The 25,646-nt window shown below is 68.0% G+C and carries 26 protein-coding genes; 14 read left to right on the top strand and 12 right to left on the bottom strand.

Going from position 1 to position 25,646, the window contains the following annotated elements:
* Positions 1–161 precede the first annotated feature (161 nt).
* A complete protein-coding gene (locus ACZ3HV_RS25785) occupies positions 162–719 on the top strand; it encodes a hypothetical protein (RefSeq protein ID WP_465687529.1) in 558 nt (185 codons plus the stop codon).
* On the top strand, positions 719–2,440 hold the full coding sequence (locus ACZ3HV_RS25780) for a hypothetical protein (protein ID WP_465687528.1): 1,722 nt from the start codon (positions 719–721) through the stop codon (positions 2,438–2,440). The genes ACZ3HV_RS25785 and ACZ3HV_RS25780 overlap by 1 nt, the downstream gene beginning before the upstream one ends.
* A gap of 207 nt (positions 2,441–2,647) precedes the next feature.
* On the opposite strand, the gene ACZ3HV_RS25775 is transcribed toward ACZ3HV_RS25780, so the two are convergent.
* The gene (locus ACZ3HV_RS25775) at positions 2,648–3,010 is read right to left on the bottom strand and encodes a DsrE family protein (protein WP_465687527.1); all 363 of its coding nucleotides are present in this window, start codon (positions 3,008–3,010) and stop codon (positions 2,648–2,650) included.
* Between the two features lie 166 nt (positions 3,011–3,176).
* Between ACZ3HV_RS25775 and ACZ3HV_RS25770 the strand changes: the two genes are divergently transcribed.
* Positions 3,177–3,671, top strand: coding sequence for a heme-binding beta-barrel domain-containing protein (locus ACZ3HV_RS25770; protein WP_360367901.1), 495 nt, complete (start codon positions 3,177–3,179; stop codon positions 3,669–3,671).
* On the opposite strand, the gene ACZ3HV_RS25765 is transcribed toward ACZ3HV_RS25770, so the two are convergent.
* Both ACZ3HV_RS25765 and ACZ3HV_RS25760 read right to left on the bottom strand, forming a co-directional pair.
* The gene (locus tag ACZ3HV_RS25765) at positions 3,668–4,345 is read right to left on the bottom strand and encodes a response regulator (RefSeq protein WP_465687526.1); all 678 of its coding nucleotides are present in this window, start codon (positions 4,343–4,345) and stop codon (positions 3,668–3,670) included. The genes ACZ3HV_RS25770 and ACZ3HV_RS25765 overlap by 4 nt on opposite strands.
* Entirely contained in the window at positions 4,338–5,594 is a 1,257-nt protein-coding gene (locus ACZ3HV_RS25760; protein WP_465687525.1) for a sensor histidine kinase, read from the bottom strand. The genes ACZ3HV_RS25765 and ACZ3HV_RS25760 overlap by 8 nt, the downstream gene beginning before the upstream one ends.
* 108 nt (positions 5,595–5,702) lie before the next feature.
* On the opposite strand from ACZ3HV_RS25760, the gene ACZ3HV_RS25755 reads away from it, so the two are divergent.
* Positions 5,703–7,076, top strand: coding sequence for a cation:dicarboxylate symporter family transporter (locus ACZ3HV_RS25755; RefSeq protein ID WP_465687524.1), 1,374 nt, complete (start codon positions 5,703–5,705; stop codon positions 7,074–7,076).
* Between the two features lie 59 nt (positions 7,077–7,135).
* Here the strand turns inward: ACZ3HV_RS25755 and ACZ3HV_RS25750 are convergent, their stop codons facing one another.
* On the bottom strand, positions 7,136–7,957 hold the full coding sequence (locus tag ACZ3HV_RS25750; protein ID WP_465687523.1) for an LLM class flavin-dependent oxidoreductase: 822 nt from the start codon (positions 7,955–7,957) through the stop codon (positions 7,136–7,138).
* 110 nt (positions 7,958–8,067) lie between these two features.
* Here ACZ3HV_RS25750 and ygfZ point away from each other — a divergent pair, with 110 nt between their 5' ends.
* Entirely contained in the window at positions 8,068–9,060 is a 993-nt protein-coding gene (gene ygfZ, locus ACZ3HV_RS25745; protein WP_465687522.1) for a CAF17-like 4Fe-4S cluster assembly/insertion protein YgfZ, read from the top strand.
* A 46-nt stretch (positions 9,061–9,106) separates the two neighbouring features.
* Positions 9,107–10,063 (top strand): asparaginase, encoded by a 957-nt coding sequence (locus ACZ3HV_RS25740; protein WP_465687521.1) that lies wholly within the window; start codon positions 9,107–9,109, stop codon positions 10,061–10,063.
* Between the two features lie 21 nt (positions 10,064–10,084).
* Here ACZ3HV_RS25740 and ACZ3HV_RS25735 read toward each other — a convergent pair whose 3' ends face one another.
* The gene (locus tag ACZ3HV_RS25735; protein WP_465687520.1) at positions 10,085–10,720 is read right to left on the bottom strand and encodes a TetR/AcrR family transcriptional regulator; all 636 of its coding nucleotides are present in this window, start codon (positions 10,718–10,720) and stop codon (positions 10,085–10,087) included.
* 289 nt (positions 10,721–11,009) lie between these two features.
* On the opposite strand from ACZ3HV_RS25735, the gene typA reads away from it, so the two are divergent.
* Positions 11,010–12,872 (top strand): translational GTPase TypA, encoded by a 1,863-nt coding sequence (gene typA / locus ACZ3HV_RS25730; protein ID WP_465687519.1) that lies wholly within the window; start codon positions 11,010–11,012, stop codon positions 12,870–12,872.
* A 189-nt stretch (positions 12,873–13,061) separates the two neighbouring features.
* Positions 13,062–13,622, top strand: a complete 561-nt coding sequence (locus ACZ3HV_RS25725; protein WP_465687518.1) for a L,D-transpeptidase — start codon at positions 13,062–13,064, stop codon at positions 13,620–13,622.
* Here ACZ3HV_RS25725 and ACZ3HV_RS25720 read toward each other — a convergent pair.
* Positions 13,610–14,113 carry an O-acetyl-ADP-ribose deacetylase gene (locus ACZ3HV_RS25720; RefSeq protein WP_360367932.1) on the bottom strand — a complete coding sequence of 168 codons (504 nt, stop codon included), beginning with the start codon at positions 14,111–14,113 and terminating at the stop codon, positions 13,610–13,612. The genes ACZ3HV_RS25725 and ACZ3HV_RS25720 overlap by 13 nt on opposite strands.
* A gap of 88 nt (positions 14,114–14,201) precedes the next feature.
* Between ACZ3HV_RS25720 and ACZ3HV_RS25715 the strand changes: the two genes are divergently transcribed.
* Positions 14,202–15,002: a L,D-transpeptidase family protein gene (locus ACZ3HV_RS25715; protein ID WP_465687517.1), complete on the top strand. Its 801-nt coding sequence runs from the start codon at positions 14,202–14,204 to the stop codon at positions 15,000–15,002.
* 2 nt (positions 15,003–15,004) lie between these two features.
* Here ACZ3HV_RS25715 and ACZ3HV_RS25710 read toward each other — a convergent pair whose 3' ends face one another.
* From ACZ3HV_RS25710 to ACZ3HV_RS25700, 3 genes are all read right to left on the bottom strand, one after another.
* Positions 15,005–15,355, bottom strand: a complete 351-nt coding sequence (locus ACZ3HV_RS25710) for a DUF2516 family protein (protein ID WP_465687516.1) — start codon at positions 15,353–15,355, stop codon at positions 15,005–15,007.
* A gap of 92 nt (positions 15,356–15,447) precedes the next feature.
* Positions 15,448–15,969 (bottom strand): hypothetical protein, encoded by a 522-nt coding sequence (locus ACZ3HV_RS25705; protein ID WP_465687515.1) that lies wholly within the window; start codon positions 15,967–15,969, stop codon positions 15,448–15,450.
* A gap of 33 nt (positions 15,970–16,002) precedes the next feature.
* Entirely contained in the window at positions 16,003–16,401 is a 399-nt protein-coding gene (locus tag ACZ3HV_RS25700; RefSeq protein ID WP_465687514.1) for a helix-turn-helix domain-containing protein, read from the bottom strand.
* A gap of 159 nt (positions 16,402–16,560) precedes the next feature.
* Between ACZ3HV_RS25700 and ACZ3HV_RS25695 the strand changes: the two genes are divergently transcribed.
* The gene (locus tag ACZ3HV_RS25695; protein ID WP_465687513.1) at positions 16,561–19,809 is read left to right on the top strand and encodes a type I restriction-modification system subunit M; all 3,249 of its coding nucleotides are present in this window, start codon (positions 16,561–16,563) and stop codon (positions 19,807–19,809) included.
* Here ACZ3HV_RS25695 and ACZ3HV_RS25690 read toward each other — a convergent pair.
* Both ACZ3HV_RS25690 and ACZ3HV_RS25685 read right to left on the bottom strand, forming a co-directional pair.
* On the bottom strand, positions 19,753–20,499 hold the full coding sequence (locus ACZ3HV_RS25690; RefSeq protein WP_465687512.1) for an SDR family oxidoreductase: 747 nt from the start codon (positions 20,497–20,499) through the stop codon (positions 19,753–19,755). The two genes, ACZ3HV_RS25695 and ACZ3HV_RS25690, sit on opposite strands and share 57 nt — an antisense overlap.
* On the bottom strand, positions 20,496–21,005 hold the full coding sequence (locus tag ACZ3HV_RS25685; protein WP_465687511.1) for a hypothetical protein: 510 nt from the start codon (positions 21,003–21,005) through the stop codon (positions 20,496–20,498). Before ACZ3HV_RS25685 ends, ACZ3HV_RS25690 begins: the two co-directional genes overlap by 4 nt.
* A 153-nt stretch (positions 21,006–21,158) precedes the next feature.
* On the opposite strand from ACZ3HV_RS25685, the gene ACZ3HV_RS25680 reads away from it, so the two are divergent.
* Genes ACZ3HV_RS25680 through ACZ3HV_RS25665 form a run of 4 tightly spaced genes read left to right on the top strand, consistent with a single transcriptional unit; the run spans position 21,159 to position 24,717 of the window.
* A complete protein-coding gene (locus ACZ3HV_RS25680; protein ID WP_465687510.1) occupies positions 21,159–22,115 on the top strand; it encodes an amidohydrolase family protein in 957 nt (318 codons plus the stop codon).
* Between the two features lie 56 nt (positions 22,116–22,171).
* Entirely contained in the window at positions 22,172–23,464 is a 1,293-nt protein-coding gene (mshA, locus tag ACZ3HV_RS25675; protein WP_465687509.1) for a D-inositol-3-phosphate glycosyltransferase, read from the top strand.
* A 7-nt stretch (positions 23,465–23,471) separates the two neighbouring features.
* A complete protein-coding gene (locus tag ACZ3HV_RS25670) occupies positions 23,472–23,960 on the top strand; it encodes a type III secretion system chaperone family protein (protein ID WP_465687508.1) in 489 nt (162 codons plus the stop codon).
* A 10-nt stretch (positions 23,961–23,970) separates the two neighbouring features.
* On the top strand, positions 23,971–24,717 hold the full coding sequence (locus ACZ3HV_RS25665; protein ID WP_465687507.1) for a phosphoglyceromutase: 747 nt from the start codon (positions 23,971–23,973) through the stop codon (positions 24,715–24,717).
* A 190-nt stretch (positions 24,718–24,907) separates the two neighbouring features.
* On the opposite strand, the gene phoU is transcribed toward ACZ3HV_RS25665, so the two are convergent.
* Positions 24,908–25,618: a phosphate signaling complex protein PhoU gene (phoU, locus tag ACZ3HV_RS25660; RefSeq protein ID WP_465687506.1), complete on the bottom strand. Its 711-nt coding sequence runs from the start codon at positions 25,616–25,618 to the stop codon at positions 24,908–24,910.
* Positions 25,619–25,646 lie beyond the last annotated feature (28 nt).

Here is a 25,646-nt window from a genome sequence, read left to right as displayed (position 1 = left end):
CCGGCTGGCGGGGAGATCAGGCGGGGGGAGCCCGGCGGAGGTCGACCACCTCCTGTTCTTAGGTACGCGAGGGATCCGTTGTCCACAGGCGTGCGTCATTCGGGAGGTGGTGGCACCGGCTGAGGATTAGGCTGGGCCGACCTGAGGAGAGGAGCGCGCGGGTGAAGACGCAGCAGCGGTCGTCGAGCGACGACCAGCGTGCCATGGCGGATCTGGCCGAGGTCTCCGACTGGAGATCGGTCTGGGGACCGCCGGGCACCGGTGTGGACGCGATCCGCGCGCTGGTCTCCCGCGTCACCGCCGCCACCGGCTGGCGACCATGGGCCCCCGGCAACATCGACCCCGACCGCTATACCTGGGGACTCGTCACCCCGCGGGAGACCGTGATGCTCGTGCTGCCGGACGCCGTGCTGCCGGAGAGCCCGCGCAGTGGGTGGTCGGCGTACGAGATCGGGTCGGCGGAGGTTGCTGATGCCGAGGAAGGGCTGGACGACCACTGGCCCGGGCAGCTCGAGCTGGCTCGTGAGCACTGGGGTGCGCCGGTCTTCGTCGGGCCGGGGTCGGATCTGCGGATTCCGCCGGAGTGGCGGGGCCGACGTCGTCACCTGGCGGTCTGGCTGCGGCCGGGCGCCGAGCTTCACCTGTACGCGACCCAGCCCGGGCCAGAGGACAACGCGGCCGGCTTCGGGTACTCCGTCTATGCGAGCGAGGTGGCGTGATGGCAGAAGCCGAAGACCTGATGCGGGACATGGTCGATGAGCTCCGCAAGACATGGCGGCGGATGCAACGGCTGATGCGTGGGGTGAGCAACCTGGCGCGCCGTTGGCAGCAGCAGCGAGCGGGCGTCGAGCGGATCCGTGACCAGGGGCGCTTCGACCCGAACTACGACCGTCGCATGCGGGACACGTATCCGGATCCCGCCGATCGGTTCGGTGAAGTCGACCGGCAGATCGCACAGAACGCGCAGTTGCGGCAGGACAACGAGCGACTGCAGGCCGAAGTGAACGCTGAGCAGCAGCGTGTGCAGGACCTGCAAGCCCAACGGGAACGCGATGACATCGCGCGGGATCCCGAGGGCGACGGCATTCCGGTGCAAGACGACGTCGACGGCGACGGCCGGCTCGACCGGAACCAGCAGGACCAGCAGGACCAGCAGGTCCAGGACGACCAGCAGGTCCAGGACGACCAGCAGGTCCAGGACGACCAGCAGGTCCAGGAGGACCAGCAGGTCCAAGAGGTCGAGGACGACGATCGCGCGGCCGAGGTGGCGGACGAGCAGCGCGAGGACCGCGAGACCGCGGAGCGCAACGAGCGCGACCGCCGCGAGCGAGACGGGCGCGACGCACCCGCCCCCGGCGAGGTCGGCGCAGCGGCAGCCGCAGTCGGCGCGGCCGGCGTAGCAGCCGAGGAGGCCGAGCAGCAGGAGGCCGCCGAGCAGGAAGCCGGGGATCAGGTCGAGCGGGGCGACGTTGAGCAGGAAGCCGGGGATCAGGTCGAGCGGGGCGACGTTGAGCAGGAAGCCGGAGACCAGGTCGAGCAGGGCGTGTCTGGGCAGGAGGCCGGGGACGAGGTCGGGCAGGATCGCGCTGAGCAGGATGTCGAGCTCGGTAACGACGGTGTGATCAGACCGGCCGGCATGGAAAGCGACCAAGGCCAAGAGCAGGGTTCGCTGGAAGCTGAGCAGGGTTACGAGCGTGGTGACGACGGTGTGATTCGTGCCGCTGGTGAGGAGCCGGGGCAGGGGCAGGAGGAGGGGTCGCCCGAGGCTGAGCAGGGCCAGGGGTCGCCGGAGGTCGATCAGGAGTACGAGATCAGTGAAGGCGGTGTGATTCAGGCAGCCGGGCAGGAGCCTGAGCTGGCGCAGCAGGATCGGCAGCCGGGGCTCGATGAACAGCCAGGGCTGGATCAGCAGCCGGGGCAGGGGCAAGAGGCTGAGCAGGGGCAGCGGGCTGGGCAGGAGCAGGCGGATGCGGGGCCGCAGCCGGGGTTGCAGACGGCCGGGGATCGCCGGGACGCCAACCAGGTCGCCCAGCAGAACGGCCAGAACGGCGAGCAGGTCGGCCAGAACGGCCAGAATGGCGAGCAGGTTGGCCAGGCCGCACAGCAGGGTGTTGACGAGAGTGCGCAGCCCGGGCAGAGCGCACCGCAGCCGGTGGAGGAGCCGCTACTCGACGAGCAACGGCAAGCTCGGCAGCAGCAGCACTCGAACGGCCAGGAGCAGACGACCGACACGTCCGACCCAGCGTCCGTGGAGGACTTGAAGGCCCAGCACGAGCGCGTCTCCGCCGGTCACGCGGCGGCGTCAGGCGCAACCAGGCCGCCAGGCGAAGCAGCCCTCGCCGGCGGCCGTGGCGGCCAAACCGCCGGCCGTCAGCACAGCCAAGACATGAACCGTGGCGGCGGCAGCAACCGCACAGACGGCCCCGGCTACGAGCGCTGACGCCGAAGGGAAAGTTAGGCGGCGCCGCATGGCGCCGGCCCCGCACGGAACTTACCGCTGCTGCCCGGCCTGCGCGCACGGGAGCCAGCTCACCTGGCATCCACCAGTGCCGGTCAGCTGGCTTCCGCCGGCGCCGCCCCATCTCGGCGCTGCTTCAGCTGGCGTCCGCTGGCAGCCCAGCGGTATTTGCTTCTGGTACGTGGGCGGCTAGTAGACGATTGCTTGGGTGTTGTCGGTGAGGATTTCTTCGGTGAAGGCGGGGGCGCCGGCTATGCGGGTGCCGGGGCGGAGGTCGGCTTCGGTGAGGTCGCGGCGTTTGGCGCATTGGGTGCAGACGGTGAGCTGACCGCCTTCGAGGACGGACGTGAGCAGGTCCGCGAGCGGCGCCGCGTGGGGGAGTTCGAAGGCCTCCGCCCGGCCCGGTACGGCGAACCAGACGGCCTCACCCGTCAGCCACAGCGAGACCGTCGCGCCGGCCGCGACTGCGGTGGCGGCGACGGTGAAGGCCTGGTTGGCGCGCTCGGGTTCATCGGCGCCTGCGGTCAGCTTGATCACCAGCGTGCGGGACATCACGCCACGGTAGCCGAAGGTCCACACCGCCATCCTCTAGACTGACCACCGTGCTCCACGTCGTCTTCACCTCCCTGCTGGTTCTGGTCTGTGTATTCATGGGCTGGTTCTCGGCGTTCGTCGTCTACCGGCTGTACCGCGGCCGCAACGCGAGCTGAGTGATCCGATGGCGTTCGAGATCCCGCAGGACCTGCACCCCGACCTGATGCCGCTGGCTTGGCTGCTCGGTCGCTGGGAGGGCCGCGGGCACGGTGACTACCCGACGATCGAGAAGTTCGAGTTCGGGCAGCAGATCGACTTCAGCCACAACGGCAAGCCCTACCTGCACTACGTCAGCCAGACCTACGTGGTCGGCGAGGACGGCACGAAGGAGCGCCCGCTGGCCGTCGAGACCGGCTTCTGGCGCCCGCGGCCGGACAACAAGGTCGAGGTCATCCTGGCGCACCCGACCGGCTTCGCGGAGATCTGGTACGGCGACATCGACGGCGCGAAGATCGAGCTGCAAACGGATGTCGTAGCCCGCACCGTGTCAGCGAAGGAAGTCACCGCCGGCCACCGCCTCTACGGCCTGGTCAAGGGCGAACTCCTCTGGGCCTACGACATGGCCGCGGAGGGCCAGCCCCTCCAGCCCCACCTCTGGGCAACCCTCATCCGCTCCTAACTCTCCGCGACCCAGGAGTACTCGACCTTCGGTCGGCCGCTCCGCCCGTCGTACCGCTGGGTTCGCAGTGCCTGCCCCTGATCGGCCAGGTGCTCCAGATACCTCCGAGCCGTGATCCGCGAGGTGCCCAAAGACGTCGCGACCTCCTCGGCGGTCCAGCCCTCGCGGTTGCCGAGTAGTTGGACGACGCGGTCCAGGACGGATCCGGTGAGGCCTTTCGGCACCGACGAGACGGTTGCTGGATGCAACAACCTGTCGACTTCGTCCTGGTCCGCGACCATGTCACCCACTGAGGCCGCCCGGCGTTGCCGTGCGTACGCCGTCAACCGGTCCCGCAATGTCTCGAAGGCGAACGGTTTCAAGACGTACTGCACCACGCCGATCCGCGCCGCCGCCTGCACCGCCGCGACCTCTCGCGCCGACGTCACCGCGACCACGTCAGTTTGGTTGCCCAAGGCCCGCATCCGCCGTACCACGTCGAGCCCGTGCCCGTCCGGCAGATGCATGTCCAGCAGCACCAGGTCCACATCGCCCCGAGCAAGCACCTGCAACGCACGAGCCGCCGTACCCGCGACACCGTGACACGTGAACCCCGGCAGCCGTTCGACGTACGTACGATGCGCCTCGGCCGCCACCGGATCGTCCTCGACGACGAGCACGCGCAGATCAGGCACTGGCGCCCACCGCCCGCGGCAGCCGAACCCGGACGGTCAACGCCGGTACGTCGTCCAGCTCGGAATCCGGGTCGACCATCAACGTGCCCTGCCACCTCTCAACCGTGCTCCGCACCAGCACGAGCCCCAGACCATGCCCCGGCTCGGCCTTCGTGGTCCAGCCTCGGTCGAACATGTGCGCCAGCTCGACCGCACCCAGCTCGGCGCCGGTGTTCGTCACGATCAGGTCGATCGCGTCCGGCGTAGTACTCGCGCGCAGCTCAACCCGGCGCGGTGCCGGACCGCCACGCGCAGCCTCGATCGCGTTGTCCAGCAGGTTCCCCACCACCGTGACGACATCCTGCGCGGGGAGTCGCGTGTTCAACTCCTCCTGACCGAGCTCCAACGTCAGTACGACGCCACGCTCCTGAGCCTGCGACAGCTTCGCGAGCAGCAACGACGCCAGCACCGGATCGCCGACCGTGCCGACCACCCGATCCGTCATCGCCTGCGCGAACTGCAGCTCGGACACCGCGAACTCGCGGGCGCGTTCCGGCTTGCCGATCTCGATCAGGCTGACGACGGTGTGCAAGCGGTTCGACGCCTCGTGGTTCTGCGCCTGCAGGGATTCGGCCAGACTCCGTACGGCGTCCAGTTCGCCGAGCAGCCGCTGCAGTTGGGTGTGGTCCCGCAGCGTCACGATCCGCCCCGACCGGGCCGGCTGCTGGTTCACGACCAGCACACCCTGCGCTCCGAGGTGCAGCTCGTCGTACGCCGTACGCCCGGCGCGCAGCAACTCCGCCAGAGTCGACCCGAGGTGGAGCTCGTCGATCGGAGTCCCGGGGTCCACCGCACGGATGCCGAGCAACTGCAGGGCCTCGTCGTTCGCAAGCTGGACGCGACCGTAGGCGTCCAGCAGGATCAGGCCTTCGCGGGCCGCGTGCAGCACGCCTTCGTAGAAGTCGAGCATCCGGGCCAGCGACTGGGTACCCATGCCTCGGGTGGCGCGTCGTACCCGCCAGCTGACGAGCGCGTTGCCCGCGATCGCGACGCCGAGCATCAGGCTGGCGATGCCAAGCATCGAGCGCGTGTCGAGGCGGATCAGCTCCCACCAGCCGGGCGGGGCGACCCCGGCAGCCGCGGCGTCACGTTCGGCCTGGGCGCGGGATCGGCTGACCAGGGTGGTGCAGACCATCAGGATCAGCACCGAGACCGTGATCGACTGCAGCCAGAGCACCTGGCGACGCAGTTCCCACGGTCGGTCCCTCATGCCGGACAGTCTGCACTGAGAACGATATGAACGAAATGCGCGCTTCCCCTGTGCGTCACGTCACAGTTACTCAAACACCCCGCCTGGCCGATACAGGGAGTCCCACCAATGTCGAGCCCGACCGAACCCCGACCCACTCCGGTGCGCAACGACCGGACCCATTTCCTCTACATCGCCGTCATCGTCGCCGTCCTGCTCGGCATCGGTGTCGGGTTCCTGTTCCCGGACTTCGCCGTCGAGCTGAAACCGCTCGGTACCGCGTTCGTCAACCTGATCAAGATGCTGATCAGCCCGATCATCTTCTGCACGCTGGTGCTCGGCATCGGCTCGGTCCGCCAAGCCGCCAGCGTCGGCAAGGTCGGCGGTCTCGCGCTCGTCTACTTCCTGGTGATGTCGACGGTCGCACTCGGCATCGGCCTGGTGGTCGGCAACCTGGTCCAGCCCGGTTCCGGTCTGAACCTGACCGACAAGCTCCGCGAGACCGGCCAGAAGCAGGCTGCCGGGGCGCATGAGGGTACGACGGACTTCCTCCTCGGCATCATCCCGAAGTCAATGCTGTCCGCGCTGACCGAGGGCGAAGTGCTGCAGACCGTGTTCGTCGCGCTGCTGATCGGCTTCGCCCTGCAGGCGATGGGCTCGAAGGGCCAGCCGATCCTCGTCGCCATCGGGCACATCCAGCGGCTGGTGTTCAAGGTGCTGTCGATGATCATGTGGGCCGCCCCGATCGGCGCGTTCGGCGCGATCGCTGCCGTCGTCGGCGCCACCGGCACGGACGCGCTGGTCAGCCTCGGCAAGATCATGCTCGCCTTCTACGCCACCTGCCTGCTGTTCGTGATCCTCGTGCTCGGCACGCTGCTCCGGGTGGTCACCGGGATCTCGATCTTCCAGTTGCTGCGCTATCTCGGCCGCGAGTTCCTGCTGATCGTGTCCACCTCGTCGTCGGAGACCGCCCTGCCCCGACTGATCGGAAAGATGGAGCATCTCGGCGTCGACAAGTCCGTGGTCGGCATCACCGTCCCGACCGGCTACTCGTTCAACCTGGACGGCACGGCGATCTACCTGACCATGGCGTCGCTGTTCATCGCCGAGGCGATGGACCAGCCGTTCTCGATCGGTCAGCAGATCTCCCTGCTGCTGTTCATGATCGTCGCCTCGAAGGGCGCTGCCGGAGTCACCGGCGCCGGTCTGGCCACGCTGGCCGGCGGTCTGCAGTCGCACCGCCCGGACCTGGTCGACGGCGTCGGCCTGATCGTCGGTATCGACCGGTTCATGTCCGAGGCCCGCGCGCTGACGAACTTCGCCGGCAACGCGGTCGCCACCGTCCTGGTCGGCCACTGGGTCGGTGAGTTCGACAAGTCGCAGGCACAGCAGGTGTTCGCGGGTGAGGATCCGTTCGACGAGGCCGCCTTCGCCGCGGGCGACACCCACGCCGGCGACGTACCCCTCACCGCCACCGCCGAGGAAGCACCGGTCAACCGCTAGCCATTCCCACCCCTCCCAGCACTGCCCGCCGGGCCACAGACCGGCGGGCAGTGTCACGTCTACTTCCCGGCCAGCAGTTCGACGACGGGTGCCAGATCCTCGAGGTACGTCGAGTTCACGCTGATGTACGACGTACCGAAGTCGTCCCGCCGCCGCTGGAGCTCATCCGCCATCTGTTGCGGCGTACCGCGCAGCATCATCAGCGAGTCGCTCGCCTCCAGCTCCGCGGGCTCGACCCCGGCGGCCCGCTTGGTCCACGGCGGCAGCTCCCGGGTCCCGGCCGCGAACAGGTTCATCGCGAGCTCGATCTCGTCCGCCCGCGGTCCGGCCAGCTCACGCAGGTCCTGGACCAGCTGAGCCACCTCGGCGCGCGGCGTCATCGCGTCCTTGGCCAGCGAGACGATGTCGGCCCGGGCCGCGGCCAGTGCGAGCGCCCGCGGTCCCCCGGCCGCCAGCATGATCGGCGTACGGCGATCGCCGTCGAGCTTCTCGAGGTGGTCCAGGGTCTCGCGGACCTGGTCACGCCGCTCCTTGGCCGTGCCGAACCGCAGCCCGATCTCGGCCACCTGCTGCTCGACCGCCGGCCGCCCGGTCCCGAGACCGAACTCGAACCGTCCGTCGGTCAGCAAGGTGAGCGTGTGCGCCTCCCAGGCGGTCGCCCGCGGAGTGCGGAGCGGAGCCGCCGCCACGAACGTGCCGACCCGGATGTCCGCGACCGCGGCGGCCATCGCCAGCGAGGGGAACGGCGACGGCAACTGCAGCCCGTCGGGCATCAGTACGGTCGAATATCCGAGGTCCGCAGCCTGGCGGACGGTCTTGATCCAGTCGGTGCCGCTCGCCGGGCTACCCACCACGCCGAACCGGAATCGCTTGTCGCTCATCGCCTGCTCCCTTCATCGCGTCGTCCATGCCAGGCTCCCCGGACAAGAGGTCTGTCCACATCCCACCCCGGGAGGCGTTCGCCGTACGCCACTCGACGTACTCTGGTGACATGTCACGAAACCGCAGCCCACTGCTGGACCTGCCCGGGGCGGTCGAGGCCGACGGACTCGACGCCGGCGTCGCGGCCCACTACGGCTCGGATCTGCGCGAGCAGCGGGCCCTCGTCGCCGGCCAGGCGTTCGTCGACCTGTCGCACCGCGACGTCGTCACGATCACCGGTCCGGACCGCCTGACCTGGCTGCACGCGATCACCACGCAGTACTTCGAAGGCCTCAAGCCCGGTACGTCGACCACCGCGCTACTGCTGTCGCCGACCGGCCACATCGAGCACGTGATGTACGGCGTAGACGACGGCGACACGTTCTGGCTGCACACCGAGCCGGGTGCGGCCGCGGCGCTGATCGAGTGGCTGCAGAAGATGGTCTTCATGTCCCGCGTCGAGATCGCGGACGTGACGGATGACTACGCCATCATTTGGAAGCCCGGAGCTCCTGAGGGCGAGCACCTGACCCGCAGCGGCGAGGACTCGCTGGGCGGTCACGAGGTGTTCCTGCCGCGCGGCGAGCTGGCCGGGCTGGAGGGTCCGGCGGCCGGGATCTGGGCGTACGAGGCGCTCCGGATCGAGGCGGGCGCCCCGCGGTTCGGTCTGGACACCGACGAGCGCGCGATCCCGAACGAGGTGGGCTGGCTCGGCGTCGGCGTACACCTGAACAAGGGCTGCTACCGCGGCCAGGAGACGGTCGCACGGGTGCACAACCTCGGCCGTCCGCCGCGGCGGCTGGTGCGGTTGCACCTGGACGGTTCGGTCGACCACCTGCCGGCGCATGGGTACGCCGTGCGCGCGGGAGAGAAGCAGGTCGGGTTCGTCGGATCGGCTGCGCGGCATCACGAGCTCGGACCGATCGCGCTCGCGCTGGTCAAGCGGAACGTCGACGCGGACGCCGTACTCGAGATCGTGGCCGAGGATCAGCCCACGGTGACGGCGACGCAGGAGATCCTGGTCGACCCCGAGGCAGGCCTGCACGTCCGCTCCCGGCTCTGAACCGATTCATTCGCAATACCGCATTTTGCACCTGTACAGTTCAGCCGTGACCGAACCTGTGATCCTGGCCGACGTCGTCCGCAGCGACTTCGTGGAGGGCCATCACCGCGGCTCCGTCGTGGTGACCAACCCCGACGGCACTGTCTTCTGGGTGGCCGGCATCGTCGACCAGCCGATGTTCCCGCGCTCGTCGAACAAGCCCATGCAGGCCCTCGGCATGCTCCGCAACGGCTTGCCCCTGGACGGCAACCTGCTTGCGCTCGCGGGCGCGTCGCACTCGGGTGAGCAGATCCATCTCGACGGAGTCCGCGAGATCCTCGCGCTGGCGGGCAAGGACGAGTCGGTTCTGCGGACGCCGGCGCAGTACCCGCTGGACGACGCGGCCCGGGATGCCTGGGTACGCGCGGGGCACGGTCCGGAATCGATCACGATGAACTGCTCCGGCAAGCACGCCGCGATGATCCTCACCTGCCACCTCAACGGCTGGCCGATCGACGACTACCGGTTGCCGGATCACCCACTGCAGAAGGAGATCCGGACCGCGATCGAGGACTCGGCCGGCGAGAAGGCCTCCTACATCGCCGTCGACGGCTGCGGTGCCCCGATCTTCGCGCTCACCCTGGCCGGCCTCGCTCGCTCGTTCGGCCTGTTCGCGGCCGCGGCCCCGGGGACCCTCGAGGCACGCGTGAAGGACGCGTTCCGCGCGTACCCCGAGTACGCCAGCGGGAGTACGCGCGACGAGGCCGAGTTGATGCGCGCGGTCGACGGCCTGTTCTGCAAGGCCGGCGCCGAAGGTGTGTACGCCGTCGGCCTGGCCGACGGCCGGGGGATCGCGTTGAAGCTCGAGGACGGGCAGCCGCGCGGCCGCAAGGTCGTGATGGCCGCTGTCCTGCAGCGCCTCGGCATTACCAACGACACCATCGAGCGGCACCTCCGCTTCCCCCTCCTCGGCGGCGGCGTCGAGGTCGGCGCCGTACAACCGCATCCCTCGACGTTCAGCTGACCAACGGGCCGTACGCCGTGCTCACTTGGCGCGGAGGCGGTCGACCGGCGGGGAGGGGACGGGGAGCGGGATCGTCGGGGTGGGCAGGTTGTAGGTGGTGTAGAGGCGGTGGCGGATAGCTTCCAGGGGGAAGGTCTGCTGGTAGATCGCCAGTTTGACGGTCACACCTTCTAAGGTTGCTCTTAGCAACATTTCTTCGACGGCGGGGTCGGGGGCGCCGCGGGCGGTGAAGACGGCGCGGATGACGTCTTCGACCTGGGCCAGGCGGGCGGACTTCGCGGACTCGACGCGGGCGAAGACGTCGTGGGTGGACGGTTGCATCATCAGGCTGATCGCCAGGCGCTGGATGGGGAGCGTGGTGGCGGCTGCCATCAGGGCGCCGTCGATGATGCCGGCCAGGCGTTCGTCCGGAGTGCCTTGGATGGTGAGGATCGCGGCGATGCCGTCCAGCCAGCGGTCCAGCAGCTCGGCCGCCAGCTGTTCCTTGGTGGCGAAGTAGTACGAGACCAGGCCACGGGATACGCCCGCGGACTCAGTGATCTCGGAGATGGACGCGGCCTCGAAACCCTTGGCGGCGAAGACTTCCAGCGCGGCGGCCAGGATGCGTTCCCTGGAGCGCTCTCGCATCTCCTGGTTGACGGTGGCCGAGCGCGGCACGATCCCTTCCCTGGCTCCCTTGGTCATGGCCCCGAAGCGCCGGACAACCCCCCATTCTCGTGCCCGGCGCTTCCGGGCTGACCCCCCGTGTTTCAGGCCCCTCCCCAGGCGCCGTCTATAGACTGGACGTCCAGTCAACAAATGTCAAAGGCTTCGCCGGTTTCGTGGACACGAGCCGTCACCGGTAGGATGAAGGAGCTGCGCCCTGCGTCGAGTGGCCTTCTCGAGCGACACAACACGCCGTAGCCACCGCCTGACACCCAGTCCCAATCGCTTGGAGCGCTTCCCCATGCCTGTCCGTAACGACCTGCGCAATGTCGCGATCGTGGCCCACGTCGACCACGGGAAGACCACTCTGGTCGACGCGATGCTGTGGCAGTCCGGCGCGTTCGGCGCGCATCAGCACGTGGACGAGCGGGCGATGGACTCCGGCGACCTGGAACGTGAGAAGGGCATCACGATCCTGGCCAAGAACACCGCCGTCCGGCACAAGATGGCCAACGGCGAGCAGATGACGATCAACATCATCGACACCCCCGGCCACGCCGACTTCGGCGGTGAGGTCGAGCGCGGCCTGTCGATGGTGGACGCGATCGTGCTGCTGGTGGACGCCTCCGAGGGCCCGCTGCCGCAGACCCGGTTCGTGCTGCGCAAGGCGCTCGCGCGGCAGATGCCCGTCATCCTGGTGGTCAACAAGGTGGACCGTCCGGACGCGCGGATCGCCGAGGTCGTCGACGAGACCTACGAACTGTTCCTCGACCTGCTGGACCACGACGCCGACCAGTCCGCCCTGGACTTCCCGGTCGTGTACGCCTCGGCCCGGGCCGGCCGCGCCTCGCTGAACCAGCCCGAGGACGGCGGGATGCCGGACTCCGACGACCTCGAGCCGCTGTTCGAGACGATCCTGAACAACGTGCCCGCCCCGGAGTACACCGAGGGCGCGCCGCTGCAGGCGCACGTCACCAACCTGGACGCCTCGCCGTTCCTCGGCCGGCTCGCGCTGGTCCGGGTGCACGAAGGCACGCTGAAGAAGGGCGCCCAGGTCGCCTGGTGCCGCCACGACGGCACGATCCAGAAGGTCAAGATCACCGAACTGCTGGTCACCGAGGCGCTCGAGCGCGTCCCCGGCGACTCGGCCGGACCGGGCGACATCGTCGCGATCGCGGGCATTCCCGAGATCATGATCGGCGACACCCTGACCGATCCGGACAACCCCAAGCCGCTGCCGCTGATCACCGTGGACGAGCCGGCCATCTCGATGACGATCGGTACCAACACCTCGCCGCTGGCCGGCCGGACCAAGGGCACCAAGGTCACCGCCCGCCTGGTCAAGGACCGCCTCGACCGCGAACTGGTCGGCAACGTGTCGCTGAAGGTGCTGCCGACCGAGCGTCCGGACGCCTGGGAGGTGCAGGGCCGTGGTGAGCTGGCGCTGGCCATCCTGGTCGAGCAGATGCGTCGCGAGGGCTACGAGCTGACCGTCGGCAAGCCGCAGGTGGTCACCCGCGAGATCGACGGCAAGCGGCACGAGCCGGTCGAGCGCCTGACGATCGACTGCCCCGAGGAGTACCTCGGCACCGTCACCCAGCTGCTCGCGGTCCGCAAGGGCCGGATGGAGCAGATGACGAACCACGGCACCGGCTGGGTCCGGATGGAGTTCCTGGTGCCGGCCCGCGGCCTGATCGGCTTCCGGACCGAGTTCCTCACCGACACCCGCGGTACGGGGATCGCCCACCACGTTTTCGAGGGTTACGAGCCGTGGTTCGGTGAGCTCCGCACGCGCCCGTCCGGCTCGCTGGTCTCGGACCGCACCGGCGCGGCGACGTCGTACGCGATGATCAACCTGCAGGAGCGCGGCACCATGTTCGTGGAGCCGGCCACCGAGGTGTACGAGGGCATGATCGTCGGCGAGAACTCGCGCGCCGACGACATGGACGTCAACATCACCAAGGAAAAGAAGATGACCAACGTCCGCTCGAACGCGGACGAGTTCGAGAAGCTGGTGCCGGCCCGCAAGTTGTCGCTCGAGCAGTCGCTGGAGTTCTGCCGCGAGGACGAGTGCGTGGAGGTCACCCCGGACGCGATCCGGATGCGCAAGGTCGCCCTCACCCAGGTCGAGCGCTCGAAGCTGGGTCGCAAGAGCAAGAGCTGAACGCAGCCTGGGTGTTTGGGCACGAACTGGACACGGTCGGCGGAACGGCGCGAGCCGAATCACAGCGGTGTGATACACCATTGCTCGGCCGGTCGCGGGGGAAGAAAATTCCGGATCGTTACCAACCAGACGCCAGCTGCTGACGTCTGTCTTGTGCAAGCAACTCTGCTGGGGGAAGGACAAGGAAACATGGGCATTCTGCGTAAGCTCGGCGCCACTCTGACGGCCGCCGCGTTCGTGGGCGTCGGCGCACTTTCCGCCACCACGACGGCCGATGCCGTCACGGTGGCACCGAAGGTTGCGCCCCTGGTCGTGGTCGCGCCGCAGAAGGCGGCCACGGCGGCGAAGTCCAGTGCGGTGGTGGGCAAGTACCGGCTGGACAAGCGTTGCCTGACGAAGGGCCGGGTCCTCTGCATCAACAAGAAGACCCGCAAGCTGGTGTACGTCGTGAACGGCAAGGCGATCCAGGTCGCCGACGCCCGCTTCGGTGCCAGCAAGACACCGACGCGCAACGGCACGTTCAAGGTCTACCGCAAGTCGAAGAACCACGTGTCGTCGCTGTACAAGTCCGCGATGCCGTACGCGATGTTCTTCAGCGGCGGCCAGGCGGTGCACTACTCCTCGGACTTCAGGGCCCGTGGCTACAACGGCGCCTCGCACGGCTGCGTGAACATCCGGGACAAGAAGAAGATCGCCTGGATCTTCGCCCGCATCAAGGTCGGCGACAAGGTCGTCGTCTACAGCGGCTGATCCAGCACCTGACTGAAAGCCCGATAGAGCCTGGGGTCCACCAGGCAGAAGATCGAGCGCTCGACGGAGGTCGTCGTACGGAGAACTGTCCGTACGGCGACCTCCGCTGCTGATCGGGCCGGCCAGCCGTAGATACCGGCCGAAACCGCAGGCAGGGTCAGGGTTTTGACGCCGAGCTCGTCCGCGATCCGCAGAGCATTGCGGTAACACGACTCGAGCAGGGCCGGATCCCGTTGGCCGGCGTTGTAGTTGGGCCCGACCACGTGGATCACGTACGACGCGGGAAGCGCGCCCGCTGTGGTCCAGACCGCCGTACCGGTCGGGGTGCCGTTCGGATAGCGATCGATCAGCTCCGCGAGGATCTCCGGACCGCCGGCGCGATGGATCGCGCCGTCCACGCCACCACCGCCGCGAAGCGCGTGATGCGCTGCGTTGACGATCGCATCGGCCGGGACCGTGGTGATGTCCGCGGTGCTGAGAACGATCTCCATGCGAAGTTCCTCGGGTACGCTGAGCCAACCAAAAGACCGGTGAGGACGTCCCACAAGTGTAGGGACGGGTCGATCAGAGGGGTGTCCGATGCGCGGGCTGATCATTCGCAAGATGCTGACCGGACTGGTCGCAGGCGCCGGAATTGCTGCGCTCCTCAGTTCCGGAACGAGCGCGACGGCGGCGCCGACGGACTCCTCGGACCTGAAGACCGTGCCGTTCGAGGTCACTGGTGAGCTGCCGATCTACCCGAAGGCGCTGTGGAAGAACGGCTCCAGCGGTACGAACGTACGCAAGGTCGAGGCTCGCCTGGTTCAGCTGAAGCTGCTGGAGAAGCGCTACCTGGACAACGACTACGGGACGATGACCCGCTCCGCGGTGAAGAAGTTCCAGCAGTCCAAGGGGATTCCGCAGCTCGGGTACATCGACCAGAACACCTTGGACAAGCTTGCCGCGGTCACCCATGTGCCGACCCAGACCGAGCTGTACCCGCCGGCGCCGGTGGTGAACGGCAAGAAGCTCGACGCGCGCTGCGCAACGGGTGTGGTGCTGTGCATCGACAAGAGCACCCGCAAGCTGCGGTACGTCGTCGACGGTGTCGTGAAGATGCAGCTGGACGTGCGGTTCGGCGCGGTGAAGACGGCGACCCGCGAGGGCAGCTTCACGGTCGGCTGGAAGAGCCGGAACCACGTCTCCAAGCTGTACGACTCGGCGATGCCGTTCGCGATGTTCTTCAGCGGCGGCCAGGCGGTGCACTACTCGTCCGACTTCGCGGCCCGCGGCTACAACGGCGCCTCGCACGGCTGCGTGAACGTGCGGGACCTGGGCAAGATCAAGATCCTGTTCGGCCAGGTCAAGGTCGGCGACAAGGTGATCGTCTACCGCTCGTAGTGTCAGAGCGGACGCGGACCCCGGCGGCGGCGGATGCCCCAGCCGCCTCGGCCGCGGCCGGCGGCGGCGCGGAGCGCCGGGCGGGCGTCGACCAGGTAGACGGCGGCCGCGACGATGCCGATCAGACCGAAGAAGCTCAGCCAGCCCTGGAAAAGCTGACTCAGCGTGAACACGACGAGGATCAGCACCCAGCCGGGCTTGGTCAGCTTGTCCGCGGCGACGAACACCGCCCGGGGCCGGAAGGCCGCGTCGACCAGCGCCACCAGCTTGAGTCCGAGCAGCACCCACCAGATGATCTCGAGCGGACCTGCGAACCCGGGAAAGAGGTTCGGGAACGTGGCGAGTGGAACCATGCCTATGAGCCTAACCGACAGACCGGGCGGCCTCATCTGCTGAGAGCCGCCCGGCCATCGGATTCACCCAGAACTTGGGCTGTTCGTGACCGTCAGTCGCCGACCTTGTCGGCGGCGGCGGTCGCGGCCTTGGCGGCCGTCTTCGCGGTCTTGCGAGCGCTGGTCGTGGTCGCCTTGACGTTGCGTGTCGCGGTGTCGGCGGTCTTCTTGGCGGTGGTGCGGGTCGCCTTGGCCTTGCTCACGGTGGTCTTCGCGCTGGCGACCAGGTCCTCGGTGGCCTTCTGGTGGCGGATCCGCTCGACCAGGTCCTTGCCGCGGCCGGCCAGGTCCTCGTAGGTCTCCTCGGCCTGGCCGAGGACGGTGGTGAAGCCGGCCTGCGCGGTCTTCGGCAGCTCGCGCAGCTTGGCCGGAGTGGTCTTCGCGTCGGCGACGATCGCCTCCAAACGCTTGGCGAACTCGGTCTGGGCCTTGGTCAGCTCGGCCTGCAGGGTCTGCTGGTCCAGCTTGGCGAACCGGGCGGTGACGTCCTCGCTGACCGCGCGGAACTTCTCGACCGCGAGGTCGCCGGCGCCGGCGATCGCGTAGAACGGGGTAACAGGCGTACGGGTAGCCATCAGGCTTCTCCTCGGATTTTCAGCAGGAAGTGATTACTTGGTGGTGTGCTCGTCAGGGGATGTGTTCTCACGGACGAACGACGCGTAGACGTCCAGCAGGACGCGCTTCTGCCGCTCGTTCAGTGCGGGGTCGAGCAGGACGGCGTCGACCACGCCCGTGGGCCGCGAGCCCTCCGAGCTGTCGTCCGGATCGAGGATGCCGGCCCGTACGTACAGGGTCTCCGCGGAGATCCGCAACGCCTTCGCGAGCTGCTGCAGCACCTCGGCCGACGGTTTCCGCAGGCCTCGCTCGATCTGGCTCAGATACGGGTTCGACACCCCGGCCAGGTCCGACAGCTGCCGCAACGACAACTGCGCATGCCGCCGCTGTTCGGCGAGGTACTCCCCGAGGGAGCCCACCGCCCCAGCTGCACGATCACTCAACCTGGCCATGCGTCCAGTGTGCTAGCAGGTGCTTGCAATTGCAAGCACCCTCACAGTGAGCCCGCTCACCCCCAGCCGGTGATCCCGGCCGGGGCGCCACGCGACCGGGAACGGCGATGCGTCGGCCGATGAGATGATCCCCGAGGTGATCGGACCTGGGGAGGCTTCATGAACGACTCGTCTCAGCACCTGGCTGGACTGGCCTGGTCTGTAGCAGACCTCTTGCGTGGTGATTTCAAGCGATATGAGTGCAGCCGGATCATCCTGATGTTCACCGTCCTACGTCGTCTGGACTGCATGCTGGACTCGGCGAATGACGACTTTGCGCTGCCCGGTCAGGCGTTCTACAACACCAGCCGACTGACCCTGCCCGCCATCAAACACTCGTCGGAAGAGTCGTTCGACCTGCTGCGTCGCTACGTGGCCGGGTTCTCGCCGAACGTCCAGGAGCTGATGGAGCGCTTCGATTTCGACGACCATGTGAAGCGTCTGGAGCAGGCGCGCGTACTGCCTGCTTTGGTCGACAAGTTCGCCTCCCTCGATCTGGGGTCTAGCGTTACCAACGCCGAAATGAGCGATGTCTTCGACGAGCTGGTCCGGCGCTTCACGGAAGCCTCAGACGAGACAGCAGGCGTGCACTTCACACCAACAGACGTCGTCAAGTTGATCGCCTCGTTACTGGTGGCTCCGGATGCGGAGAGGCTCGCGGCTTCCGGTGGCCAGCTGTCGGTCCTCGATCCGGTCTGTGGGACCGGGGGGCTGCTGAACGAGGTCGACGAGCGCATCAAGGGGCTCAACCCCAACGCCAGGGTCAATCTCCACGGACAGGAGCTCAACGCGGAGACCTGGGCCATCTGCCGCTCCAACTTGATGCTTGGCGGAAAGCAGACGGCCGACCTCGCGTTCGGGAATACGCTGACGGACGACGGGTACCCAGAGGCCCGGTTCGACTACCTGGTCGGCAACCCACCTTCAGGTGTCGATTGGAAGAGAAACGCGGACGTGATCCGCGAGGAGCACGGCTACCTCGGCTTCGCCGGGCGGTTCGGCGCGGGCCTGCCCCGGATCAACGACGGCTCGTTCCTGTTCTTGCAGCACATGCTGTCGAAGATGAAGTCCGCCGATGAATCTGACCTTGGCGGCAGTCGCGTCGCGATCATGTTCAACGGCTCGCCCATGTCCGTCGGTGCTGCGGGATCAGGCGAGTCGAACATTCGGCAATGGATCATCAAGAACGACTGGCTGGAGACCATCGTCGCGCTACCTGACCAGCTGCTGCACAACACCAGCATCGACACCTACCTATGGATTCTGACCAATCGCAAGGTCGCTGCGCACCAGGGCAAAGTCGTCCTCTTGAATGCACGGGAGTACTGGGAGCGGGTGCGGAGCCCAGTTGGCTCCAAGCGGAAGTACTTTGGCCCGGACCAGATCAGCGAGCTGGTGAGTCTGTACGGCGCGTCGCTGGCGGTTGGTCGCGACGCACGCCATCCCCTTCACAAGCGCGTTCGCGTCTTCCGGAACGAGGAGCTCGCGTACCACCAGATCACGATCGAGCAACCGCTTCGTCTTCGCTACGAGCTCTCGTTGGACAGTTTGACTCGACTGGGCGAGTCTCGTCCCTTTCAGGCAGTTGGAAATCCAGCGGGCCTGCTCGCTGCATTTCGCGCCTTGACCGGTATGAGCTGGGACACGAGTGCGGACACGCTGTCCGCGCTGCGAGAGGCGGCCCGAGCCGCCGGTCAGACCTGGCCCGAGAGCACCGCCTTCGAGAGATCGGTTCGAAAGGCCGCCGGCGTACGTGACAGCGCGGGTGAGATTCAGATGAAGGGAGGCAAGGCCGAGCCCGACCCGGTGCTGCGCGAGAGCGTGCCTCTGCCGTTGGCCGATGACCCGCAGGACTACCTCAGACGCGAGATCCACCCAGAGACCCCAGACGCCTGGATCGATGACAATAAGACGAAGCTGGGGTACGAGATCCGATCCGCGCATTTCTTCGTCGCTCGCCTGAACGGCCGGTTCGACCAGCTCCGGCAGTTCGCCCGCGTCGAGCCTCAACGGACGAATCCATCGCCAGCAGCCGAGGATTCGATCGACGGCCCTCCCTTACTCGGTGCGCAGGACCTGCACCTCGTCGATTCCGCGGCGGACCTTCCGTCCGGCCGATCGATCAATCTGCCCGTCAGCGTGTGCGGGGCAGGTGATCTGGTCGGCCGCCAGGGAAGCTGGCGTCTGCTGCCAGAAGGCTTCGGTGAAGCAGTCACCACGCTCTTCGTCCTCCATCCGTTGCGTGGTAGCGGGCGAGGGCTTTGTGAGTGGTTGAATTCGCGCGAGGTCACTCAACGAATCCTCAGCACTCGCGATCTGCGGGACCTGCTCGTCCCGGCCGATGTCGTCGACGACGAGGAGGTCGATGATCTTCTCGAGGTCGTGCATGAGGGCCGGCGCGCTATGAGAGCGGCGACATCCGGCTTTCTGCCCAACACCTTCGCCAGCGCCGAGACCACAGTCCCGGGACTTCGGACCGAAGTGCGGTCCGCGGCGTACGAAGCGCGATTGATCGGCGACCTGATGGGCGCGCTCGAGGATCCTGTCTGGCGCGCGGAATGGAGCTACCCGTATCACATCGCGGCTTTGGCGCGTCGCTACCGGATCGCGACGCATCCGGCCGAGCGCAAGGACGGCCTGCTCAAGCTTGGTGAAGGCATCGCGCGAACGTTGGGCATTCTCGTGCTCGGCGAGATGCTGGCGGCCGGCAGATTCAGCAACAGCCTGCGTAAGCAGTTCCGCTCCGGGGCCACCTTCGGCACCTGGACGACGCTGGTCAACAGGTTCGCAGAGGAGACCGGCACGCCTCGTGTGCGGGAACTGACCAGCCTTCGCGAGGACGACGACCCGCGCGCTCTGTTGGAGAGCGTCAGAGAGTTCAGGAACGACTCGCAGCACGCGCACGGTGTTCGGGCAAGCCACGAGCTCGTCGCCGATGTCGAGAAGCTCGAACCGCGCGTGGTCTCAGCCGTCAACTCGGTCAACTGGCTGGCCGGGACGCCCTGGGACTGGGTGGAAAGATGCGAATTCATCGACGAGTCGTCCTACAAGCTTGTCGGACTGCGGCTGCGCGGAAGCCATCCGAACTGGGAGCCGTTCGAACGAGTGAGCACAACCCCCTTGAAACCTAACCGCGTCTATGTCGCGGGCACCCGGTCCGGTGCGCCTGCTGATCTGTGGCCGTTCGCTGCCGTCTTCGTGTGTCCGGAATGCCGGACGCGCGAGCTCTTCCTGCTCAATCAGGTGCGGGATGACGTGTTGACGCTTCGGAGTCTGGAGGAGCACTCCGTCGAGATCATCGAACGACGGGGGTCAGGTGACGCGGTGGACTTTGTGTTGGGCGGCTTGGGCTCGGGGGCGGACGGTTAGGCGGTCGATGTTGACGTGGGGCGGGCGGGTGGCGATCCAGGCGACGATGTCGGCGATGTCGTCGGCGGTGAGGGGTTCGGCGACGCCGGCGTACACGGCTTCGGCTTTGGCCTGGTCGCCGTCGAAGCGGGTCAGCGCGAAGCCTTCGCTGCGGACCATGCCGGGTGCGATCTCGCAGACCCGGACCGGCTGGTCGAAGAGTTCGAGCCGCAGGGTGTCGACGATCGCCTTGGCGGCGTGCTTCGCGGCGACATACCCGCCGCCGCCCTCGTACGCGACCTGACCTGCGGTCGAGCCCATCACGATGATCGTGCCGCGGCCGGCGATGAGGGCCGGGAGCAACGATTTGGTGACGGCAGCGACGCCGATCACGTTGACCTCGTACATCCGCCGCCAGGCATCCAGGTCCGCCTCGGCCACCGGCTCGAACCCGAACGCGCCGCCGGCGTTGTTCACCAGCAGCGCCAGCTCGTCACCGACCGCCGCGGTCAGCGCCGCGACATCGTCGGCCGACGTCACGTCGCACTGCACCGCCCGGCCGTCGATCTCCTTGGCCAGCGCCTCGATCCGATCCAGCCGCCGCGCGGCGCAGATCACCTCGAAACCCTCCCGGGCCAGATACCGCGCCGACGCGGCACCGATCCCACTACTCGCTCCGGTCACCACGGCAAGAGGACGGTCGGAAGTCATAGGCCAAGTCTCTCAAACTGCTTCGCGTCGGAGGTCGTGTGTCTCACACCCGGCCGCAGCCGGGCCGCGGCGACCACGACGGCCAGTGCGACACAGCTGATCGCCGCGAAGCCTGCCGCCAGGCTCAGCGTCCGCCCGTCCGGGTGGATCAGCGCCTGACCACGGAACGCCTGAACAGTCACAGTGATCATCAGCCCGGTATAGGCGAACGCCGCCACCCCGACCAGCCGGGCACGGACCCGCTCCGGACGCAGCCAGCCCACCCGGCGGGCGAGGAGATTGAGGACCAGCACCGTGATCAGCAGAGCGTGAACGGCGTGCAGTCCGACGAAGTGCGGGATCCGCAGGTCACCGCCGACGGTGCTCCAGTTCGTCAACGGCATCCCCGGACCACCGGGCTCCACGCCGATGCCGTGACTCCCGCCCAGCGTGACCGGGTGGCCGTAGGCGTCGACCACGTGCTCCTGCTCGGAGTTCGACCCGACCAGGTAGAAGGCGAGCGCCATCCCGGCCGTCGCCAGACCGAGCCCGATCCGGACTTCACTTCTTCGAAGACGGTACGCATGTCAATCATCGTTTCGGCGCGCGCGCCGTACCGCAGTGGGCCGAGTCCGCCAACCGGGGTGGTGGTAGACCCACCCTGAGAGAGACTGCCGATCATGGTCAGGGTGGCGCTGCGGGCAGGTCGCATCTTCGATGGCGAACGGCTTCTCGATCACGGCGTCGTGCTCGTCGAGGGCGGTCTGATCACCGGGACAGCGAGGGAAGCCCCCGCCGACTGGCCGGTGCGCGACGTACCAGGCGGCACCGTCCTACCTGGCCTGATCGACGCCCACGTGCACCTCACCGCCGACGCCGGCCCGGGTGCCCTCGACCGGCTGCGTGAAGTCACCGAAGACCTCGTGTTCGGCACGATCGAGCAGTCGTTGCGGATCCACCTTGCCGCCGGTGTCACCACGGTTCGCGACCTCGGCGACGTGAACGACGCCGTCCTGAACTGGCGCCACCGCGAAGTCCCCGGCTTGCCAACCGTCGTCTCAGCCGGCGCACCACTCACCAGCGTGGGCGGGCACTGCTGGTGGCTGGGCGGTGAGGCCGAAGGCCCGGAGCAGCTCCGCGCTGCTGTGCGGCGACGGGCCGAGAAAGGCGCCGACGTCATCAAGATCATGGCCAGCGGCGGACCCATGACACCTGGCTCCGACACGATGAACCCCCAGTTCACCGCCCCGGAGTTGGCAGCTGCCGTGGAAGAAGCGCACGCCCTCGGCCTCCCGATCACCGCCCACGCCCATGCGCTCGCCGCCGTACGCCAGGCCTTGGACGCCGGCGTCGACGGGATCGAACACTGCACCTGCCTGACGCCCGACGGTGTGGCCATCGACGACGAACTGCTCGCCCGACTCGCCGCCGCCGGGATCGCCGTCTGCGGAACACTCGGATCCGACGCGTCGGTCGTCGTACCACCGGAGATCCTCGAGGCGGCCGACGTACTCGGCCTCGGTCACCGCAAAGGCCGCATCCGTCCCGGCGCCGACGCGGACCTCCTGCTCGTCAACGGCGACCCAACAGACGACATCACCACCCTCGCCCATCCGGTCGCGGTCTATCAGGCCTGACTCGGATAGGGAGAAGTCCCGATTCCCGGTCCGATCGCCGGAGTTACGCTGACCAGGTGACCGAACCGTCCGCTGACCGTCCGCTGCGGCGGGTCGCGATGATCAGCCTGCACACCTCGCCGCTGGACCAGCCGGGCACCGGGGACGCCGGCGGCATGAACGTCTATGTGGTGGAGCTGTCCAAGCGCCTCGCCGACCTGGGGATCGAGGTCGACGTGTTCACCCGCGCGACCGCGTCGGCGCTCCCCGCGAGGGTCGAGCTGATGCCCGGCGTGATGGTCCGCAACGTCGCGGCCGGGCCGTACGAAGGCCTGACCAAGAACGAATTGCCCGCCCAGCTGTGCACGTTCGCCCGAGCGGTCCTCCGGGCCGAGGCGATCCACGAGCCCGGCTGGTACGACGTGATCCACTCGCACTACTGGTTGTCCGGGCAGGTCGGACTGCTCGCCCGTGACCGGTGGGCGGTCCCGCTGGTCCACACCATGCACACGATGGCCAAGGTGAAGAACGCCAGCCTGGCCGAGGACGACGTACCCGAGCCGCCCGCCCGCCTCATCGGCGAGGAGCAGGTCGTCGAGGCCGCGGATCGTCTGCTGGCCAACACCGAGGACGAAGCGCTGGAGCTCATCAACCTGTACGGCGCTCAGCCCGCAAAGGTCGGCGTGGTCAACCCCGGCGTGGATCTGGACGTGTTCAGCCCCGGTGACCAGGCCGCGACCCGGCGGGAACTCGGGTTACCCGCGGATGCCGTCGTACTCGCGTTCGTCGGGCGGATCCAGCCGTTGAAGGCGCCCGATCTGCTGATCCGGGCGGCCGCGCGGATGCTCGAGCGGGACCCGTCGCTGCGGGAGCGATTGGTCGTCGCGATCATCGGAGGTCCGTCGGGCAACGGGATGGAGCATCCGGAATCGCATGCGGAGCTCGCCCGGACGCTCGGGGTCGACGACGTGACCCGGTTCGTGAAGCCCATGGAGCGCGCCGGGCTGGCGCAGTGGTACCGATCCGCTTCCGTCGTGTGCGTCCCGTCGTACTCGGAGTCCTTCGGCCTGGTCGCCCTGGAGGCGCAGGCCTGCGGTACGCCGGTGGTCGCGGCGGCCGTCGGCGGTCTGAGTACGGCGGTCGTCGACGGGCAGACCGGGTTGCTCGTGCGCGGGCACCGGGTGGACGACTTCGCCGACGCGCTGGGCCGGATTGCGACGGATCCGCAGACTCGCGAGAGCATGAGCCGGGCGGCGGTCAAGCACGCGCTCGGGTTCGGCTGGGAGCTGACCGCCCGCAGGACGCTGGCGGCGTACCGGACCGCCGCGGAAACGATGGCGGCGGAGATCGCCGCGGAGGTGGCTGGGTGAGAGTGCTGTGAGAGTTTCCGCGGCGGACGTGATCCGCCAGGTCCTGACCGAGAACGGGCTCGACTTCACCGAGGCCGAGCCCGGCGTCTTCAGCGCGGACCTGCCGGGGGAGCGGAAGCTGAAGACGACGGTGTCGCTGACGGTCGGGGCGCAGGCGGTTCAGGTGCACGCGTTCGTGGCCCGGCACCCGGACGAGAACCACGAGGCGGTCTATCGCTGGCTGCTGGAGCGGAACCTGAAGATGTACGGCGTCGCGTTCGCGGTCGACCACCTGGGCGACATCCACCTGGACGGGCGGGTCCCGCTGCACGCGATCACGCCGACCGAGGTGGATCGGCTGCTCGGCGCGGTGCTGGAGTACGCCGACTCGTCGTTCAACACGATCCTCGAGCTCGGGTTCGCGTCGTCGATCCGCAAGGAGTACGACTGGCGCGTCTCCCGGGGTGAATCCACCCGAAACCTGGACGCTTTCAAGGGCTGGCTGGAGCCCAAGTAGGCTGGCAGCCATGACCTATCGCCTGATCCTGCTCCGCCACGGCACGAGCGACTGGAACGCCAAGAATCTGTTCACCGGCTGGGTCGACGTCGACCTGAACGCGGGCGGTGTCGAAGAAGCCCAGCGCGGCGGTGAGCTGCTCCGCGACCGCGACCTGCTGCCCGACGTGCTGCACACCTCGGTGCTGCGCCGGGCGATCCGCACCGCGAACATCGCGCTCGAGGTGGCCGACCGCCAGTGGATCGACGTACGCCGCTCCTGGCGGTTGAACGAGCGGCACTACGGCGGCCTGCAGGGCAAGGACAAGAAGCAGACCCTGGAGGAGCTCGGCGAGGAGCAGTTCATGCTGTTCCGCCGTTCGTACGACACCCCGCCGCCGGCGATCGAGCGCGGCTCGGAGTACGACCAGTTCGGCGATCCGCGGTACGCCGGGCTCCCGTCGGAGCTGCTGCCCGCGACCGAGTGCCTCAAGGACGTCGTCGAGCGGATGCTGCCGTACTGGTACGACGCGATCGTGCCGGACCTGCGGGCCCGGAAGACCGTCCTGGTCACCGCCCACGGCAACTCGCTCCGCGCCCTGGTCAAGCACCTCGACAACCTGGACGAGGCGACGATCGTCGGCCTCAACATCCCCACCGGCATCCCGCTGTACTACGAGCTCGACGAGGACTTCCACCCGGTCACCCCCGGTGGCGAATACCTCGACCCGGCCGCCGCCAAGGAAGCCATCGAAGCTGTCAAGAACCAGGGCCGCTGACCCCGCGTCGACGCACGCGTCAACGACACGCCTTCGGCGCGGCCGCCACTTGCCGGCTTCGCCGGGGCGCGGTCCGTGGTCACGAGCCCATGCACCCGGCGGACGAGCATGTCGCCATCGGCAACACGAGGTGGGCACACACGAAAAGGCGCCCCCGGCAAGTATCTGCCGGGGGCGCCTGATTTCCGGGTCAGCTGTTGCCGTTGGGGTTCGGGGTGGAGGCGCCGGCGCCGGAGCCGGCGGCGGTGCCGCCGACGGCGACCGGGAGCTCACCGGTCACCAGGTAGACGACCCGGCGGGCCATCGAGACCGCGTGGTCGGAGATGCGCTCGTAGTACCGCCCGAGCAGGGCGATGTCGACCGCGACCTCGACGCCGTGCGGCCAGTGGTCGTCCATCATCAGCCGGAACTGGTTGGTGCGCAGCTTGTCCATCTGGTCGTCGGTGGCCTCGAGCTTGCCGGCCGCCTCGACGTCGCGGGTCTTGATCACGTCACCGGCGGCGTCGACCATCTTGCCCGCGACCGTGCCCATCTCCTCGATCACGTCGTGCAGCTCGGCCGGGATCGCCGGGGACGGGTAGCGCATCCGGGCGATCTTCGAGACGTGCGCGGCCAGGTCGCCCATCCGCTCCAGGTCGGCGACCATCCGCAGCGCCGCGACCAGCATCCGCAACTCGTTGGCGACCGGCGACTGCCGCGCCATCAACTCGAAGACCTTCTCCTCGACGCCTTCACCGGCGGCGTCCAGCTGGATGTCGGCGGCGATGACGTCCTCGGCCTTGCGGATGTCGGCTTCCAGCAAGGCGGCGGTGGAGCGGCGTACGGCGGTGGACACCGTCCGCGTCATGCGTTCCAGCTCGGCGAGGATGTCGTCGAGCTGCTCGTGGTAAGTGTCACGCATCGTGTTCGTTTCCGATCTTTGGTGTCCT

This window comes from Kribbella sp. NPDC020701 (genome assembly GCF_055562215.1).
The sequence above is the reverse complement of the archived record's forward strand: the minus strand, read 5'-3'. Positions and strand labels throughout refer to the sequence as shown.